Annotated in this window: 11 protein-coding genes and 1 tRNA gene; 7 read left to right on the top strand and 5 right to left on the bottom strand. The window is 52.7% G+C overall.

The features are described 5' to 3' along the window. Positions 1-253: 253 nt before the first annotated feature. Positions 254-1204 carry a thioredoxin-disulfide reductase gene (gene trxB, locus TALK_RS15505; RefSeq protein WP_085620061.1) on the bottom strand — a complete coding sequence of 317 codons (951 nt, stop codon included), beginning with the start codon at positions 1202-1204 and terminating at the stop codon, positions 254-256. A 331-nt stretch (positions 1205-1535) separates the two neighbouring features. Between trxB and TALK_RS15495 the strand changes: the two genes are divergently transcribed. The 3 genes from TALK_RS15495 to TALK_RS15485 all read left to right on the top strand — a co-directional run bounded on the left by TALK_RS15495 (position 1536) and on the right by TALK_RS15485 (position 4351). Continuing rightward, complete coding sequence (locus tag TALK_RS15495; RefSeq protein WP_085620059.1) at positions 1536-2021, top strand: Lrp/AsnC family transcriptional regulator; 486 nt, start codon at positions 1536-1538, stop codon at positions 2019-2021. 492 nt (positions 2022-2513) lie between these two features. After that, on the top strand, positions 2514-2870 hold the full coding sequence (locus tag TALK_RS15490; protein ID WP_085620058.1) for a hypothetical protein: 357 nt from the start codon (positions 2514-2516) through the stop codon (positions 2868-2870). A gap of 17 nt (positions 2871-2887) precedes the next feature. Beyond that, complete coding sequence (locus TALK_RS15485; RefSeq protein ID WP_085620057.1) at positions 2888-4351, top strand: methyl-accepting chemotaxis protein; 1464 nt, start codon at positions 2888-2890, stop codon at positions 4349-4351. Positions 4352-4413: 62 nt separating this feature from the next. Here TALK_RS15485 and TALK_RS15480 read toward each other — a convergent pair whose 3' ends face one another. The 4 genes from TALK_RS15480 to carA all read right to left on the bottom strand — a co-directional run bounded on the left by TALK_RS15480 (position 4414) and on the right by carA (position 10064). After that, on the bottom strand, positions 4414-4899 hold the full coding sequence (locus TALK_RS15480) for a GNAT family N-acetyltransferase (protein ID WP_169715051.1): 486 nt from the start codon (positions 4897-4899) through the stop codon (positions 4414-4416). An 85-nt stretch (positions 4900-4984) separates the two neighbouring features. Next, positions 4985-5458 carry a transcription elongation factor GreA gene (greA, locus tag TALK_RS15475; protein ID WP_085620055.1) on the bottom strand — a complete coding sequence of 158 codons (474 nt, stop codon included), beginning with the start codon at positions 5456-5458 and terminating at the stop codon, positions 4985-4987. A gap of 106 nt (positions 5459-5564) precedes the next feature. Next, positions 5565-8807 carry a carbamoyl-phosphate synthase large subunit gene (gene carB, locus TALK_RS15470; RefSeq protein ID WP_085620054.1) on the bottom strand — a complete coding sequence of 1081 codons (3243 nt, stop codon included), beginning with the start codon at positions 8805-8807 and terminating at the stop codon, positions 5565-5567. 90 nt (positions 8808-8897) lie between these two features. Next, the gene (carA, locus tag TALK_RS15465) at positions 8898-10064 is read right to left on the bottom strand and encodes a glutamine-hydrolyzing carbamoyl-phosphate synthase small subunit (protein ID WP_085620053.1); all 1167 of its coding nucleotides are present in this window, start codon (positions 10062-10064) and stop codon (positions 8898-8900) included. Positions 10065-10429: 365 nt separating this feature from the next. Here carA and TALK_RS15460 point away from each other — a divergent pair, with 365 nt between their 5' ends. From TALK_RS15460 to TALK_RS15445, 4 genes are all read left to right on the top strand, one after another. Continuing rightward, positions 10430-10885, top strand: coding sequence for a GatB/YqeY domain-containing protein (locus TALK_RS15460; protein WP_085620181.1), 456 nt, complete (start codon positions 10430-10432; stop codon positions 10883-10885). A 142-nt stretch (positions 10886-11027) separates the two neighbouring features. Further along, positions 11028-12920 carry a DNA primase gene (dnaG, locus tag TALK_RS15455; protein WP_085620052.1) on the top strand — a complete coding sequence of 631 codons (1893 nt, stop codon included), beginning with the start codon at positions 11028-11030 and terminating at the stop codon, positions 12918-12920. Between the two features lie 117 nt (positions 12921-13037). Continuing rightward, a complete protein-coding gene (gene rpoD / locus TALK_RS15450) occupies positions 13038-15131 on the top strand; it encodes an RNA polymerase sigma factor RpoD (RefSeq protein ID WP_085620051.1) in 2094 nt (697 codons plus the stop codon). A 96-nt stretch (positions 15132-15227) separates the two neighbouring features. Beyond that, positions 15228-15304: transfer RNA gene (locus TALK_RS15445), tRNA-Ile, on the top strand. Positions 15305-15875 lie beyond the last annotated feature (571 nt).

Raw genomic sequence — 15875 nt, 5'->3', positions numbered from 1 at the left:
AGATCAATATGAGGCCTTTGACGCGATCTGCAAGCCGCCAATTGCAAACGGAGTGATTTCGTTTACAACAAATTTGCAAATGAACTCAGGACATTGCCGTCAAAAACGGCCGTCAAGCCCCATGGAAATTGGCAAGATTCGGCATGAATAGCCGGTTATGCACATCGGTGGTTCGTCGAATAAACGAAGCTGGAGATACGAAAAAGGGGTGCACAACGGCACCCCTTGATCATGATTGTCTTGCCAAGGATGCTTATTCGGCGTGTTCGGCAAGGAATTTTTCGGCTTCAAGGGCTGCCATACAGCCCATGCCTGCCGCTGTCACGGCCTGACGATACACTTTGTCGGTCACGTCACCCGCAGCAAAAACACCCTGAACATTGGTTGTCGTGCTACCCGCTTTGACAAGGATATAGTTCTCGTCATCCATGTTGATCTGGTTCTTGAAGATGCCCGTGGCCGGATCATGGCCAATTGCGACAAAGAAACCATCCGCAGTGATATCGGTCAGGTCACCGGTTTTGACATTGCGCAGGCGCACCGCTTCAACACCGTCCATCGGTCCGTCGCCGCCAAGGATATCGTCAATCACGCTGTCCCAGACCACATCAATCTTTTCATGTTTCAAAAGACGATCTTGCAGCATTTTTTCCGCGCGCAATTCATTGCGGCGATGGACCAGCGTTACCTTGCTGCAAATTCCGGCCAGATAAAGCGCCTCTTCAACGGCGGTGTTCCCCCCACCGACAACGACAACCGGTTTGTTGCGATAAAAGAAACCATCACACGTCGCGCAGGCGGAAACGCCGCGGCCATTGAACTTTTCCTCGCCCGGAAGGCCAAGCCAGCGGGCCTGTGCGCCGGTCGAAATGATCACGCTGTCGGCGATGTATTCATCGCCTGAATCACCCTTGCAGACGAAGGGGCGTTTGGAAAAGTCAACTTCGGTGATCAGGTCATGAACCATTTTGGTCCCGACATGCTCAGCCTGAGCCTTCATCTGATCCATAAGCCATGGACCCTGAATGACATCGGCAAAACCGGGATAGTTTTCGACATCGGTCGTGATCGTCAACTGTCCACCCGGTTGCAGCCCCATAACCATCATGGGTTCCAGATTGGCGCGCGCGGCATAGATTGCGGCGGTGTACCCGGCAGGACCGGATCCGATGATGAGTACTTTGGTGTTATGTTTTTGGGCCATGTGCTTCGCATGTTGTCGTCGATGAAAAAACTGCGCTCGAACATATGGGGTGATGTTGTGTTGTGCAACTGCCTCGGACGAAGTTTCGCAAGCTTTTCATCGCGCGTCTTGATAATGCGTGTTTTGTCATCGCCGGATCATGGTGCCAATGCGCCCAAGCCGCCCGAAAACAGCCAGTTGTTATGTTTTGATACAAAATTGTGCAGGGCATTTCTGCGCTTTACAAAAGGGCAGATTGCATTCCGTCGTTGAATATATTATTGCCAGCGTACTGGCCCCCTGTAATATTGTTTCGTCCGGGGTACGTTCAGCGCACAGAATCGAGGAATAAATGCAACGGGTCAAACTCGACAAGATCGACCGCAGAATTTTGCGCGATCTCCAGGAAGATGGCCGCATGACCAATGTGGAGCTTGCACGCCGTGCAGGTATTTCCGCGCCGCCTTGTTTGCGTCGCGTCCGTGCGCTCGAAGAAGCCGGTTTTATCCAAGGCTATCACGCTGATGTTGATGCGCAGGCATTGGGTTATAATGTCACCGTGTTTGCATTGGTCGGTTTGGCAAGTCAGGCTGAACATGATCTGCGGGCATTCGAAGCCCGGGCTGCGGCATGGGTGGAAGTGCGCGAATGTCACATGGTCGCGGGGGAAATGGATTTCCTTTTGAAAATCGTATCCCATAGCTGGGATGAGTATCAAAAGTTCCTGACGACCGAACTGACAGTTGCCGAAAACGTCAATCACGTGAAATCCGCGTTGTCGATTCGTACTGCGAAAAATCAACCCGGTGTCCCGATTGATATTGAAGCCCGGGACTGACCTTTTTCAATAGATCCTGTCTGACGATAAACCGGCGCCATTGGTTGCCGGTTTTGTCTTGTCTGGCCTATACCATAGGGTATGGGGACGTCCGGATTTCGTATTAGCCGTTGACGTGCCTTGTGGAAATCTTTTGCCGTTCTGGATGAAGCGTTTTGAAATGATGAACCATAATACATTATTGAATTAAAATGTTATGGTTCGTTGGGATTGTAAATTTGATTGAAACCGATGCTGTGATTTCCCATTTGAAGTGAATGCGGAAAGCTTACCAAATAAATTTAGCCATCGGGAAAGGTCGGTATTGAATGTCCACCATAGATTAATTGCATTTGATTATTAAAATCACGCTCAATGCGTGTGCCTTCTATCTATCATAAATCTTTTGCGGGATTTTTCTTGTGATCAGCAGGGTAAGGTTTTAATAAATTCCAGTGACCTATACTAAAGTGTCGGTTTTATATTGGGAATGATGATGTTTCCGTGGGTAAAATGACAGTACAGCATACCAAAAAAGAGAATGTCGATCATTGGCGCGGGATTATCCCGGTCGGGATTTTTGCGATTATTGGTACGGTGATGCTGGTTGTGCTGACGTATCGCCCACTGGTGGGGGCGCGTGAAGTTGGTATGATCTTCCCGCTTGCCATGTCGGAAACAGAAATTCTGAACCATGTTGGATCGAATGGCGGTCGTGTGTTGCGCTTTGGCGGGTTTGGTCATTTGGCGGTTGTTGCGCGCGATGACGGATTGGTGCCCGAGGCAAAGGACTTTGATGCCCTGTTCGCGCTGGCCCCGATTATTCTGTCTGTCTGTGCGTTTGCAGACAGTGATGTGAACAGCTTTTAGTATCCGGAAATCGATAGATGGAAAAACTAACGGAAATTCGCGAACGTGCCACACAGGCACTATTGATCATCCTTTTGATCCATGTGCCAATCAGCGCACTTGCCGGTTATTTTGCAAGTGACGATGCTGTGTCGCCCTTTATCGCCAGTGCGATCTTTGCCATTGTTGCTTATGCGACCCATCGTGTTAGCGGCGGACAAGCGCCGGTTGGCCGTTTCATGATCGCAACGGCACTGATGCTGCAAGTCAGTGTTCTGGTTTATGCTTTTCGTGGCGACCCCTGGCAGATCGATATTCATATGTATTTCTTTGCAACACTGGCTGTGCTTAGCGCGTTGGTTTGCTGGCGTACGATCGTCGTTGCCGCCGGGGTTGTCGCCGTTCATCATCTGGTTCTGAATTTTGCCGTGCCCTATTGGGTCTTCCCGGATGGCGGTCAGTTTTTCCGCGTTATTTTGCACGCTGTTATCGTTGTCGTTGAAGCCGGTGTGTTGCTTTGGACTTGCCTGCGATTGCACACGACGCTTGTCGATGCTGCGGCTGCCACGGTTCTTGCGGAAAATGCTGCCAATCGAGCCGAAGAATTGCTGAGACAGAACGAACAAATCCGGGACCAGCGTCAGGTGGAACGGGCACGGTTCGTTGCCGAAATTGCCGATCAGATACGTGACAATATCGGTCAGTCTGCGGCAGCGGTGGACGCGGAATCGGTTCAATTGCAGAAGCGTGCAAAACATATGGAAAATAGCGCACGCGCGGCACATGAAGCATCACGCGGTGCTGTTCACGCATCGGAAGAAACATCAACCAGCGTGGAAGCCGCGGCATCTGCGGTTGAGGAAATCAATACATCAGCCGGTGAAATTTCCCGTCAGGTTGATCGTGCTCGCGGCATCACGGATGACGCGGTGGCACGTTCCGGGCAGGCGAGTGAACGGATTGAATGGCTGTCAAATGCGGCAGAAAAAATCGGCGAGGTGGTCAAACTGATCACCGATATTGCCGCACAAACCAATCTTTTGGCCCTGAATGCGACAATCGAGGCTGCGCGTGCGGGCGAGGCGGGCAAGGGATTTGCGGTTGTCGCGGGCGAGGTTAAGAACCTTGCTAACCAAACGGCACGTGCGACGGATGAAATTGCCCAGCAGATTTCAGAAATCCAGTCGGCAACCGGTGATTCTGTTACCGCTGTCAAGGGAGTGTCGGAAAGCATCGAAAGCATGGCTGAAGTGACCAGTACGATTGCGTCGACCATGGATCAACAACAGTCAGCCACCCGCGAAATCGCGCAAAGCCTTAACATTACAGTTGATGCCACCCGTGATCTTGCGGAGCTGATTAATCAGCTTTCGGCGGTTGCGGATGAAAGTGGTGAGATGTCATCTGAAATGTCAGGCAGTGCCGACCATCTTGGCCAAGAAGCCACCGCACTTAATCGCAATATCGATATGGTGTTGGATAGTCTGGCGAAAAGTCAATAATGGCATTTCATACTTGCGAAAAGCCGGGCAAAATGCCCGGCTTTTTTAGTTAAGTATCTTGTTTAACCGGCAAGATCGATAAGGTCATTGCCATCGATTTCATATTGAAGGGCGCCTGAATTGCGTGCGCCCAGACGTTCGTAAAACCGGCATGCTGCCTTGTTGCGATGCAGGACGGACCACCACATCGACACATAGCCTTCATCAAGCGCGTGTTTTCCAAGCGCCGTCATCAATTTGTTGCCGACCTTTTCTGAGCGCATATCGGGGATGACGTATAATTCGGTCATCCACAGACCAAGTTTGGAATAATCCGGATTATAGAACGGCTGGAAGATCGTCTGGCCGACGGCGCGGTCTCCATGCCATGCGATCAGGCTTTGGATCAGTGCCTTGGGGCCGAACATCATTTCGTGGATGCTTTGGCTTGTATGGGGCGGGTTGTCGTAATCAAGTTCGATGTGCAGGGCATTGGACATTTCCGCGACATGGGGGCAATCGGCGGGCATGGCCGGGGTAATGGTGATGTTGGTGGTTATGGCAGTCATGGCAGTCACCAATGCGGGATCATTGTGATCAAAAAAAACGGCCCGATAATTATCGGACCGTTTTTCGCGAGATAACATGATGGGATCAGGCGAAATTGACCGAGAGTATCTCGTAGCTTTTTGTGCCGCCGGGCACGATAACTTCTACGGATTCACCAACGGCCTTGCCGATCAGCGCACGGCCAATCGGGGATGTGGTCGAAATGCGACCGGAATTGATATCGGCTTCAATCGGGCCCACAACCTGATAGGTGGTTTCCTCGTCGGTGTTTTCATCGACAAGATGCACAGTTGCACCGAATTTGACAACCGATCCCGCCAGCGACTTGATGTTGATGACTTCGGAACGGCTCAGGACATCTTCCAGCTCGGCAATACGACCTTCGCAGAAGCTCTGACGTTCGCGTGCGGCATGGTATTCAGCGTTTTCTGAAAGATCGCCATGCTCGCGCGCTTCCGCAATTGCCTTGATGATTTCAAGGCGTTCAACAGATTTGCGGTGCTTCAGTTCTTCTTCGAGGCGCTGATGCCCTTGCGGGGTCATTGGTACTTTTTCCATCGCGCTCACAGCCTATTCTCTTAATTAGCGATCGGTATTACAAAATCAACCGCCCGGCGACACCGCCGGGCGGTCTAAACTCTTTGGTCGGGTTCGGAAGCGAACCTCAGTATTCATCCCCAAGATATTCCTGAACGGGCCGCACTGCAAGTGCTCCGCGTTGCAGGTTGTCGATGGCACGCAATGTGGCGCGTGCGCCGGCAATCGTGGTGTAGTACGGAATATCATTGGTCAGAGCCGTCCGCCGGATCGAGAAACTGTCGACCACGGCCTGCTTGCTCTCGGTGGTATTGAATACCAGGTTGATATCACCGTTCTTCATCATGTCCACGATATGGGGACGTCCTTCCTGTACCTTATTGACCGGGGTGACGTCCAGCCCTTCTTTTTCAAGAGCTTCGGCGGTGCCATGGGTTGCGACGATGGCAAAGCCAAGCGCAATCGCGTCGCGTGCAAGTTGAACGGCGGCCGGTTTGTCATGACCTTTAACCGAGATAAAGATCTTGCCCGATTGCGGAAGGTCGTGGCCCGCAGCCATCTGGGCCTTGGCAAAGGCGCGACCGAAATCGGTATCAAGCCCCATGACTTCGCCGGTTGAACGCATTTCCGGGCCAAGCAAGGTATCAACACCCGGGAAGCGGTTGAACGGAAGGACGGCTTCCTTGACGGCGATATGTTTGAACGGGCCTTCGTTGATTTTGAAGTCCGTAAGTTTTTCACCTGCCATGATACGCGCGCCGATCTTGGCAATCGGATTGCCGGTTGCCTTGGCAACGAACGGAACCGTCCGCGAGGCGCGCGGATTTACCTCGATCAGATAGATGACATCATCCTTGATCGCGAACTGAACGTTCATCAGGCCGACAACGTTAAGCGCATGGGCCAGTTGAACGGTCTGCGCCTTGAGGCGGTCGATCATATCCTGATCGAGCGAGTAGGGTGGCAGCGAACAGGCGGAGTCCCCGGAATGGATGCCGGCTTCTTCGATATGTTGCATGATGCCGGCCACAAAGACGTTTTCGCCATCTGAAACCGCATCGGCGTCAATTTCGATCGCATCCTGAAGGAAGCTGTCGATCAGAACCGGGCTTTTGCCCGATACCTGAACGGCTTCGGTCATGTAGCGCAGCAAGTCTTCGGTGGTGTGAACAATTTCCATTGCCCGCCCGCCAAGAACATAGCTTGGCCGGATGACAATCGGGTAACCGATGCTTTCGGCAATGGTGACGGCTTGGTCGACCGAACGTGCGATACCGTTGGCCGGTTGTTTCAGGCCCAGCTTGTGGATCAGTTCCTGGAAACGGTCGCGGTCTTCGGCAAGGTCGATGCTGTCAGGGCTGGTGCCAAGGATCGGAATGCCTGCTTTTTCAAGGGCTGCTGACAGTTTAAGCGGGGTCTGTCCGCCATACTGCACAATCACACCAAGCAGTTCGCCATTGGTTTGTTCCAACTGGCACAGCTCGATCACGTCTTCGGCGGTCAGGGGTTCGAAATACAGACGGTCCGAGGTGTCATAGTCGGTTGAAACCGTTTCCGGGTTGCAGTTGACCATGATGGCTTCGATGCCGGTTTCACGCAGTGCATAGGCCGCGTGGACACAGCAATAATCGAATTCGATGCCCTGACCGATACGGTTCGGTCCACCGCCAAGAATGATGACTTTTTTGCGATCCGTGACTTCGGCTTCGTTTTCCGGCTCAAAGAACCCGTCGCCTTCATACATCGAATACATATAGGACGTGCGCGACGGGAATTCGGCGGCACAGGTATCAATGCGTTTGTAAACCGGGCGCAGGTTCATTGCCTGGCGCGCAGCACGGACATCGTCTTCTTCCATGCCGACCAGTTCTGCCAAACGGGCGTCCGAGAAACCAAGTTTCTTCAGGCGCAGGAATTCCTGCTTTTCTTTCGGCAGGCCACTGGCGCGTATTTTTTCTTCTTCGGCGACCAGGGTTTCGATCTGACGCAGATACCAGGGATCGAATTTGGTGGCGGAATGGATTTCGGCAACGGTCATGCCATGGCGGAACGCCTGTGCGGCGTAAAGAATGCGAAATGGCATCGGTTGAGACAGTTTTGCGCGGATCGCTGCCTTGTCCGGTGCGCCGTCAATCTTGACTTCGTTAAGGCCGGTCAGGCCTGTTTCCATCGACCGCAGGCCTTTTTGAAGGCTTTCGGCAAAGGATCCGCCAATCGACATGGCTTCGCCGACCGATTTCATGGCCGTTCCCAAAAGCGCCTGTGCGCCGGGGAACTTTTCAAAGGTGAAGCGCGGAATTTTGGTCACAACGTAATCGATGGTCGGCTCGAACGATGCCGGGGTCACACCGGTAATGTCGTTATCAAGTTCATCAAGCGTATAGCCAACAGCCAGTTTGGCCGCGATTTTGGCAATCGGGAAACCGGTTGCCTTTGATGCCAGTGCCGAGGAACGCGAAACGCGCGGGTTCATTTCAATGACGATTAAACGGCCATCATCGGGATTGACCGCGAACTGAACGTTTGATCCGCCGGTATCCACACCGATCTCGCGCAGAACCGCCAAGGAGGCGTTACGCATGATCTGGTATTCCTTGTCCGTCAGGGTCAGTGCCGGGGCGACAGTGATCGAGTCGCCGGTATGGATGCCCATCGGGTCAACGTTTTCAATCGAACAGATGATGATGCAGTTATCTGCATGATCGCGAACGACTTCCATCTCGTATTCTTTCCAGCCAAGAATGGATTCTTCGACCAGAACCGTGTGGGTCGGCGAAATCGCCAAACCGTTGCGAACAATTTGTTCAAATTCTTCGCGGTTATAGGCAATGCCGCCGCCTTCACCGCCAAGGGTAAAGCTTGGGCGGATGATGGCAGGAAGGCCTGTTGTTTCAAGGGCAACAACGGCTTCTTCAAAGGTGCGCACCATGGCAGAGCGCGCGCTTTCAAGGCCGATCTTGTCCATGGCTTCGCGGAAAAGCTGACGATCTTCGGCTTTTTCAATCACGTGCTTTTTCGCACCGATCATCTCGACGTTGTATTTTTCAAGCGTGCCGTCGTCATAAAGCGCAAGTGCGGTATTCAGTGCAGTTTGTCCGCCCATGGTCGGCAAAAGAACGTCCGGGCGTTCTTTTTCGATGATCTTGGCGACCATTTCCGGGGTGATCGGCTCGATATAGGTGGCATCGGCCAGGTTCGGATCGGTCATGATGGTCGCCGGGTTCGAATTGACCAGAATGACGCGATAGCCTTCCTCTTTCAGGGCTTTGCAGGCCTGGGCACCAGAATAATCGAACTCGCAAGCCTGACCGATCACAATCGGGCCGGCGCCGATGATTAGGATGGATTTGATATCTGTACGTTTCGGCATGTCTTCTTCCGCTTTTGGCGTGGCGGGCGCAATGGCTGCACCGCCCGAAATTAAGTCCGTTAATCGCTTGTCGCTGACACTTTCGCGCTATCAGGCTTTGGCGTCTTCGATCAGACCAACGAAACGTTTGAACAGGTAGTGGCTGTCATGCGGGCCCGGGGATGCTTCCGGATGGTATTGGACCGCAAAGACCGGCTTGTCTTTGACGCGAAGCCCGGCAAGTGATCCGTCAAACAGCGAGAAATGGGTTGCTTCGACGGTGTCAGGCAGGCTGTCCTTGTCGACCACAAAGCCGTGGTTCTGGCTGGTGATCTCGACAACTCCGGTGGTGGTATCCTTGACCGGGTGGTTTGCACCACGATGGCCGACTTCCATTTTCAGGGTTTTTGCCCCAAGGGCCAGTGCCATCATCTGATGACCAAGGCAGATGCCGAAAACCGGTTTGCCGCTGGCGATCAGTTTCTGGATGGTCGGCACAGCATATTCGCCTGTGGCCGCAGGATCACCGGGGCCGTTCGACAGGAATACCCCATCCGGGTTCATCGCAAGGATTGCCTCGGCGCTGGTGGTTGCCGGAACAACCGATACTTTGCAATCAAGGGCGGCCAGATTGCGCAGGATATTGCGTTTGACACCGTAATCAATGGCAACGACATGGTGTTTGGCATTGCCCAGTTTGCCGTAACCGCCTTCGCGGGTCCACAGCGCCTGATCCCAGTCGTATCCTTCGGTGCAGCTATTGTCTTTCGCCAGATCCATGCCTTCAAGGCCCGGCCATTCATTGGCCTTGGCAATCAGCGCATCAATATCAAACGTGCCATCCGGGTTGTGGCAAATTACCCCGTTTGGCGCGCCTTCATTACGGATGCGTTTGGTCAGGCGGCGGGTGTCGACGCCGGTAATGCCGATACGGCCGTGTTTGACCAGCCAGTCATTGAAATGACCCTGTGCGCGATAGTTTGACGGTTCGGTGATGTCCTGGCGCAGGATGCAGCCAAGGGCGACGGGAAGGGTATTTTCAATATCCTCGTCATTGACGCCGACATTACCGATATGGGGGAAAGTAAAGGTGATCATCTGGCCGGCATAGGACGGGTCGGTCATGATTTCCTGATAGCCCGTGATCGAGGTGTTGAAGCAAACTTCACCAACCACTTCTCCTCGGGCACCGGCGCCTCGTCCCCAGAAAACAGAACCATCGGCTAGTACCAGAACGGCAGAAGCACCAGGAGGCGGGGTGTGCGTGGGCGCTGACATTGGCAAATGTCCTTTCGATCTTTCCACGGTGAGACACGGAGTCTTTATATATAAAAATTACGAACAGGCCGAGAGAATCAGCCTAATTCCCTTGCATATCGGGCATGCGAACATGACAAGGTGTTTTCAGCATGATTTGCCGAAACACCAGTAGGCGTCGGTTAAATATGCTGAAAACAAGGCAAATCCTTATCCCGGCGGGCAAATTGGCGGATGTCTACGGGAGTCGCGCTGCGCTGTCAAGAACGCATCCAAACTTTTATTTATCGTTTAAAATCAAGGTGTTACGCAGCAAGGTTTTCTTTGCTTACATCACGGTTTTGCGGTATGTTCGCTCCTTTCTTCCACAGAATCAGAGATATGCCATGCTGCGATCGCAGCTCAGAGACGCTTTGAAAAAGGCCGTCCTCGCAAAGGATGCCGTATCCGTGACGACCGTGCGCCTGATCTTGGCGGCACTTAAAGAACGCGATATTGCGGCACGCGGCGAAGGGAACACAGATGGTATTCCCGACGAAGAAATTTTGACCTTGCTGCAGGCGATGGTCAAACAGCGTCGTGAAAGCATTGAAATGTACACCAAGGGCAATCGCCCCGAACTTGCCGCGCAGGAAGCTTCGGAAATCGGTGTGATTGAACGGTTCCTGCCCAAGCAGATGTCCGACGAAGAGATCGAGGCGGCTGTTAAAGCTGCTGTTACCGATCTTGGGGCGACCTGCTTAAAGGATATGGGCCGGACAATGGCAGCACTTCGCGAACAATATGCCAGTTGCATGGATTTTGGCAAAGCTGGTGGTGTTGCGAAAAAACTTCTCGGCTGATTTCGAGAATTTAAATTTTTTATTGAAAGCCGGGCGTGTAAAATCGTCCGGCTTTCGTCGTCCCAAAGCCCGGATTCCGATGAGAATCAATAAAAGGGTCACAAGGGGCTTGGATTAATGTGATCACGGGATCGGGACAATCATGAGCTTTCCCCAGTCGTTCCTTGACGATCTGCGGGCGCGCGTCGGGCTGGCCGATATTGTCGGTACGTCGGTGAAGCTGATCAAGCGCGGCCGGGAATATTCCGGGCTGTGTCCGTTCCATTCCGAAAAATCCCCATCCTTCACGGTCAACGAACAAAAAGGCTTTTACCACTGCTTTGGTTGTGGTGCGCATGGGGATGTCATCAGTTTTATGATGAATACCCGTGGCCTGACGTTTGTCGAGGCGGTCGAGGTGCTGGCCAATCAGGTTGGCATGGATGTGCCCAAACCGTCGCGTGAAGCCCAGGAACGCGAAAAAAAGGCCAAGACGCTATACGAAGTCATGGAAGCGGCCTGTGCGTTTTACGAACGCGTGCTGCGTATGCCCGAAGGGCGCGAAGGACTTGATTACTTCCATCGTCGCGGCCTTGACGACAAAACGATGTCCGAATTCCGGCTTGGCTATGCGCCGGATAATCGCGGTGCCTTAAAAGCAGCCCTCAAGCGCGAGGAATTCGACGAAACCCTGATGGTTGAAGCCGGGCTTCTGATCGAACCCGAAGATCGCGATCGGCAAACCTATGACCGATTCCGCGGACGGGTGATGTTCCCTATTTTGGATCGGCGCGGGCGGGTTGTGGCCTTTGGCGGACGTGTGATGGGCGATACCAAGCCCAAATACCTTAACAGTCCGGATACACCGCTGTTTCACAAGGGGCGGTTGCTTTATGGCCTGCCACAGGCCCGCGAAGCCAGCCAGCACGATGCGCCGATCATTGTGACCGAGGGCTATATGGATGTGATCGCCCTGCATCGGGCCGGATTCCGCGGGGCGGTGGCGCCACTGGGGACCGCGGTGACCGAAGAACAGATCGGCGAACTTTGGAAAATGGCTAATGAGCCGATCCTGTGCCTTGACGGTGATGAAGCGGGCAAACGCGCCGCTGTGCGTGCTGCTGAGCGTGCGTTGCCAATCCTGCGCCCGGGAAAGTCGCTTTTGTTTTCGATCCTGCCCGAGGGCGAAGACCCGGACAGTTTGATGGCGGCGCCAAACGGGTTTGCCAGTTTCCGCAAAATTCTTGATACATCGGTGCCGCTGGTCGAACTGGTTTGGCGTCTTGATGTTGCCGGGCGTGCAATTGACACGCCTGAACGGCGTGCCGCCCTTGAGGCCGATATTCAGAAACGTGTTTCGGTGATCGGGGATGAAGCCGTCAGATCGCAATATCAGTCGATGTTCCGTGACCGGGTCTGGAAATTATTTAAGGGGGATCGTTCCAAGGGCAACGGGCCGCGTTCCGGCCAAGGTGGTGGCAATTACCAGAATAAAAAATTCAGCAAGGGTGGCAAAAGCGGAAAAAAAGACTATTTCTGGGAACCAGCAGGAAAAGCCGTGCCCGGCATGTCGCAGCGGCCAATGCAAAAGCGCCGTGCCGTACAGGACTGTATTTTGCTGGTAACGCTGATAAATCATCCCCATTTGCATGATGACGTCGGTGAACGGCTCGGAATCTACACTTGTGCTGACTCTGAACTTGACAATCTTCGTCGGGCCGTTTTAAAGCTCCTTGATGGTGATCCTGGACTTGATACTGATGCGATCAAGGCCTATTTGGAGCGCGACGGGCTGTCAGAGACAGTATTGCGGGTGGTTGGTGCGGATATTTTGGCGCACGCCGCTTTCGCCAAGCCCGAAACGCCGCTTGAACGGGCCCGTGCGGGTTGGGAACAGGTTTTTTCCATGGCTGTAAGCTCCCTGGAGGACGAAGAGGCAAAATACGCCGTCCGACAGTTGGCAGCAGATATCAGCGATGAAGAATGGGAAAGGTTTTCGCATAGACGCGACGACCTCGCCCGGCGCCGGGAAAAAGTGTTTAAGCTCGACGACTGATCGACGCATGCGGATGTATGTGGGATCGGCGTTCGGGCTATTTGTGATTTGCGCTGATAAAAACAGTGCGTGGGACAACAACGGTACGAATAGTACCCAGCGGGAAACGGGGAATAGATGTCGTCTAAGACTTCGAACGCTGAAGAGAAAAAGAACTCTTCTGAAACCGCAGACGGACCTCTTCTCGATACATACAAGGCGGCCATCAAAAAGCTCATTGCCAAAGGCAAGGAGAAAGGCCACATCTCGGTTGACGAACTGAACGCTGCCCTGCCTTCGGAGCATTTTTCTTCCGAGCAGATCGAAGACGTGATGAGCAATCTCAACGAGATGGGCATCAATGTTATCGATGGCGAGGATAGCGACGACTCGGATGACAGCGACGACAAAGATGCTGATCCGAGTGGCAATATTTCGGCCGATGATGTTGGCCGTACCGATGATCCGGTGCGGATGTATCTGCGCGAGATGGGCAGTGTTGAACTGCTGTCGCGTGAAGGCGAAATTGCCATTGCCAAGCGTATCGAGGCAGGCCGTGACATGATGATTGGCGGGATTTGCGAATCCCCGCTGACCATCCGTGCGATCGTCAACTGGCATGATCAGCTTCAGGCTGGCAATCTTCTGCTTCGTGATGTGATCGATCTGGAAACCACCTATGGCGGTGGCCCGGATGCGGAAATCGCAGCCCAGCAAAGCGAAGAAGAAGGTGAAGAAGCCGAAGGGGCCGCGGCGCAGGGTGAAGACCTTGAAGTCACTGCTGTTGAAGGCGAGGCTGTTTCTGACGACGACGATGAAGATGAAGCCGAAACTGAAACGCCCGAATCGACCGGTGTTCCTTCTGACGATGAAGAAGATGAGGACGAAACCGAAAAGTCTTCTGAAACTTCTGAGGGCGAACAAACCGACGACGACGATGACGAGGACGATGATGAGAAGGTCAATGTTTCGCTTTCCAAGATGGAAGAGGAACTGACCGAGCAGGTTCTTGAAAAGTTCGAGCTGATCGCCAAGACTTATGAGAAATTGCACAAGGCACAGGAACAGCGCCTTGTTGCGATGAACAAGGGTGAAAGCGTTCCGGCTGCGACGGAAAAGCGTTACAACAAGCTGAAAAACGAGATGGTCGATCTGATGGAAGATGTTCATTTGAACAACTTCCGCATCGAGGAACTCCTTGATCATCTGACCGGCCTGAATAACCGTTTGCTTGGCCTTGAAGGCAAGCTGCTGCGTTTTGCCGATCGTTGCAAAATCAAACGTCCGGACTTCGTCAAACACTATCAGGGCAATGAGCTCGACCCGAACTGGATGGAGCGCGTTGGCGCTTTGCCGGGCAAGGGTTGGAAACTCTTTATCGAACGCTATCCCGATGAAATCGCGCAATTGCGTGAAAATGTCGGTGGTGTTTCGGCCGAGGTTGGCTTGCCGATTGGTGAATTCCGTCGCGTCTATGGCGTCGTCAACAAGGGCGAACGCGAAGCAGGCCGTGCGAAAAAAGAAATGATCGAGGCCAACCTGCGTCTTGTGATTTCGATTGCCAAAAAATATACCAACCGTGGTCTTCAGTTCCTTGACCTTATTCAGGAAGGCAATATCGGCCTGATGAAGGCGGTGGATAAATTTGAATACCGCCGTGGGTATAAATTCTCGACCTATGCGACCTGGTGGATCCGTCAGGCGATCACGCGTTCTATCGCCGATCAGGCTCGTACGATCCGTATTCCGGTTCACATGATCGAAACCATCAACAAGCTGGTTCGTACGTCGCGCCAGATGTTGCATGAAATCGGTCGGGAGCCGACCCCGGAAGAGCTGGCTGAAAAACTGCAGATGCCGCTTGAAAAGGTTCGCAAGGTTCTGAAAATCGCCAAAGAGCCGATCTCGCTCGAAACCCCGATCGGGGACGAGGAAGACAGCCATCTTGGTGATTTCATCGAGGATAAAAATGCGGTTCAGCCGCTTGATGCTGCGATCCAGGCAAACTTGCGTGAAACGACCACGCGGGTTCTGGCTTCCCTTACCCCGCGTGAGGAACGTGTGCTGCGCATGCGTTTTGGTATCGGCATGAATACGGATCATACCCTCGAAGAAGTCGGTCAGCAGTTTTCTGTGACCCGCGAACGTATCCGTCAGATCGAGGCAAAGGCGCTGCGCAAGCTTAAACATCCGTCACGCTCGCGCAAATTGCGGTCGTTCCTCGATTATTAAGAAATCAAACGACGTTCGGGCTTGACCTTAGCCTGAAAATCGCTAGTTTTCGGGACCGCGCCAAATGTTTGGCGCGGTCTTTTCTATTCCCCTCGGGGGCCCGTAGCTCAATTGGTTAGAGCCGACCGCTCATAACGGTCTGGTTGGGGGTTCAAGTCCCTCCGGGCCTACCATTTTTTCGTATTGTCGTTTGCCAGAGAAGTTGGCATTCTTGCCACAGAAGATGGCAATATCGCCAAGAAGTTGGCATGCAGATTTCCGAAAATCTAAATCTTGAAGCATTTTGGCAAGCTGGGACGACAGGCTTTCATCTCGCCCTATTTATAGCATCCAAGACAAAAACGTCCTCGAGTCTCTGTAAATACAAGTGCGTACTTATCTGATGTGTAGCGCTTATTGCTATTTTTCGAACAAAGTCGTGCTTTGGGAAAGTTTTTTTTGCCAAGAAGTACAACTTTTAGGGGAAGTTGTCTTTCTGGGTGTTTAGTGTGGTGATTGAGCGTGCCATAGAAGTGGTGCAATGATAAGCTATTGAAAAAATTGTATAAACAAAAATATCTACGGAGCAAAAGCTTGAAAAGTTTTGTTTTTTTCAGCGTAAATCGAGCACTTGGTTGTGAATATGATAAGATATACAACCAAATGAGTTTCGAAAAATATGCAACTTAAACTAGATTTTGTTTGAGTTAGTGCTGGGTGTAAGTGTTGACTGTAGCCTAGGCGGTGTTTACATTCAGGATTCCC

The sequence above is a fragment of the Thalassospira alkalitolerans genome, assembly GCF_002115745.1.
GTDB classification, from domain to species: domain Bacteria; phylum Pseudomonadota; class Alphaproteobacteria; order Rhodospirillales; family Thalassospiraceae; genus Thalassospira; species Thalassospira alkalitolerans.
Note: the sequence above shows the minus strand (reverse complement) of the source record. Positions and strands in the feature narration are given on the sequence as shown.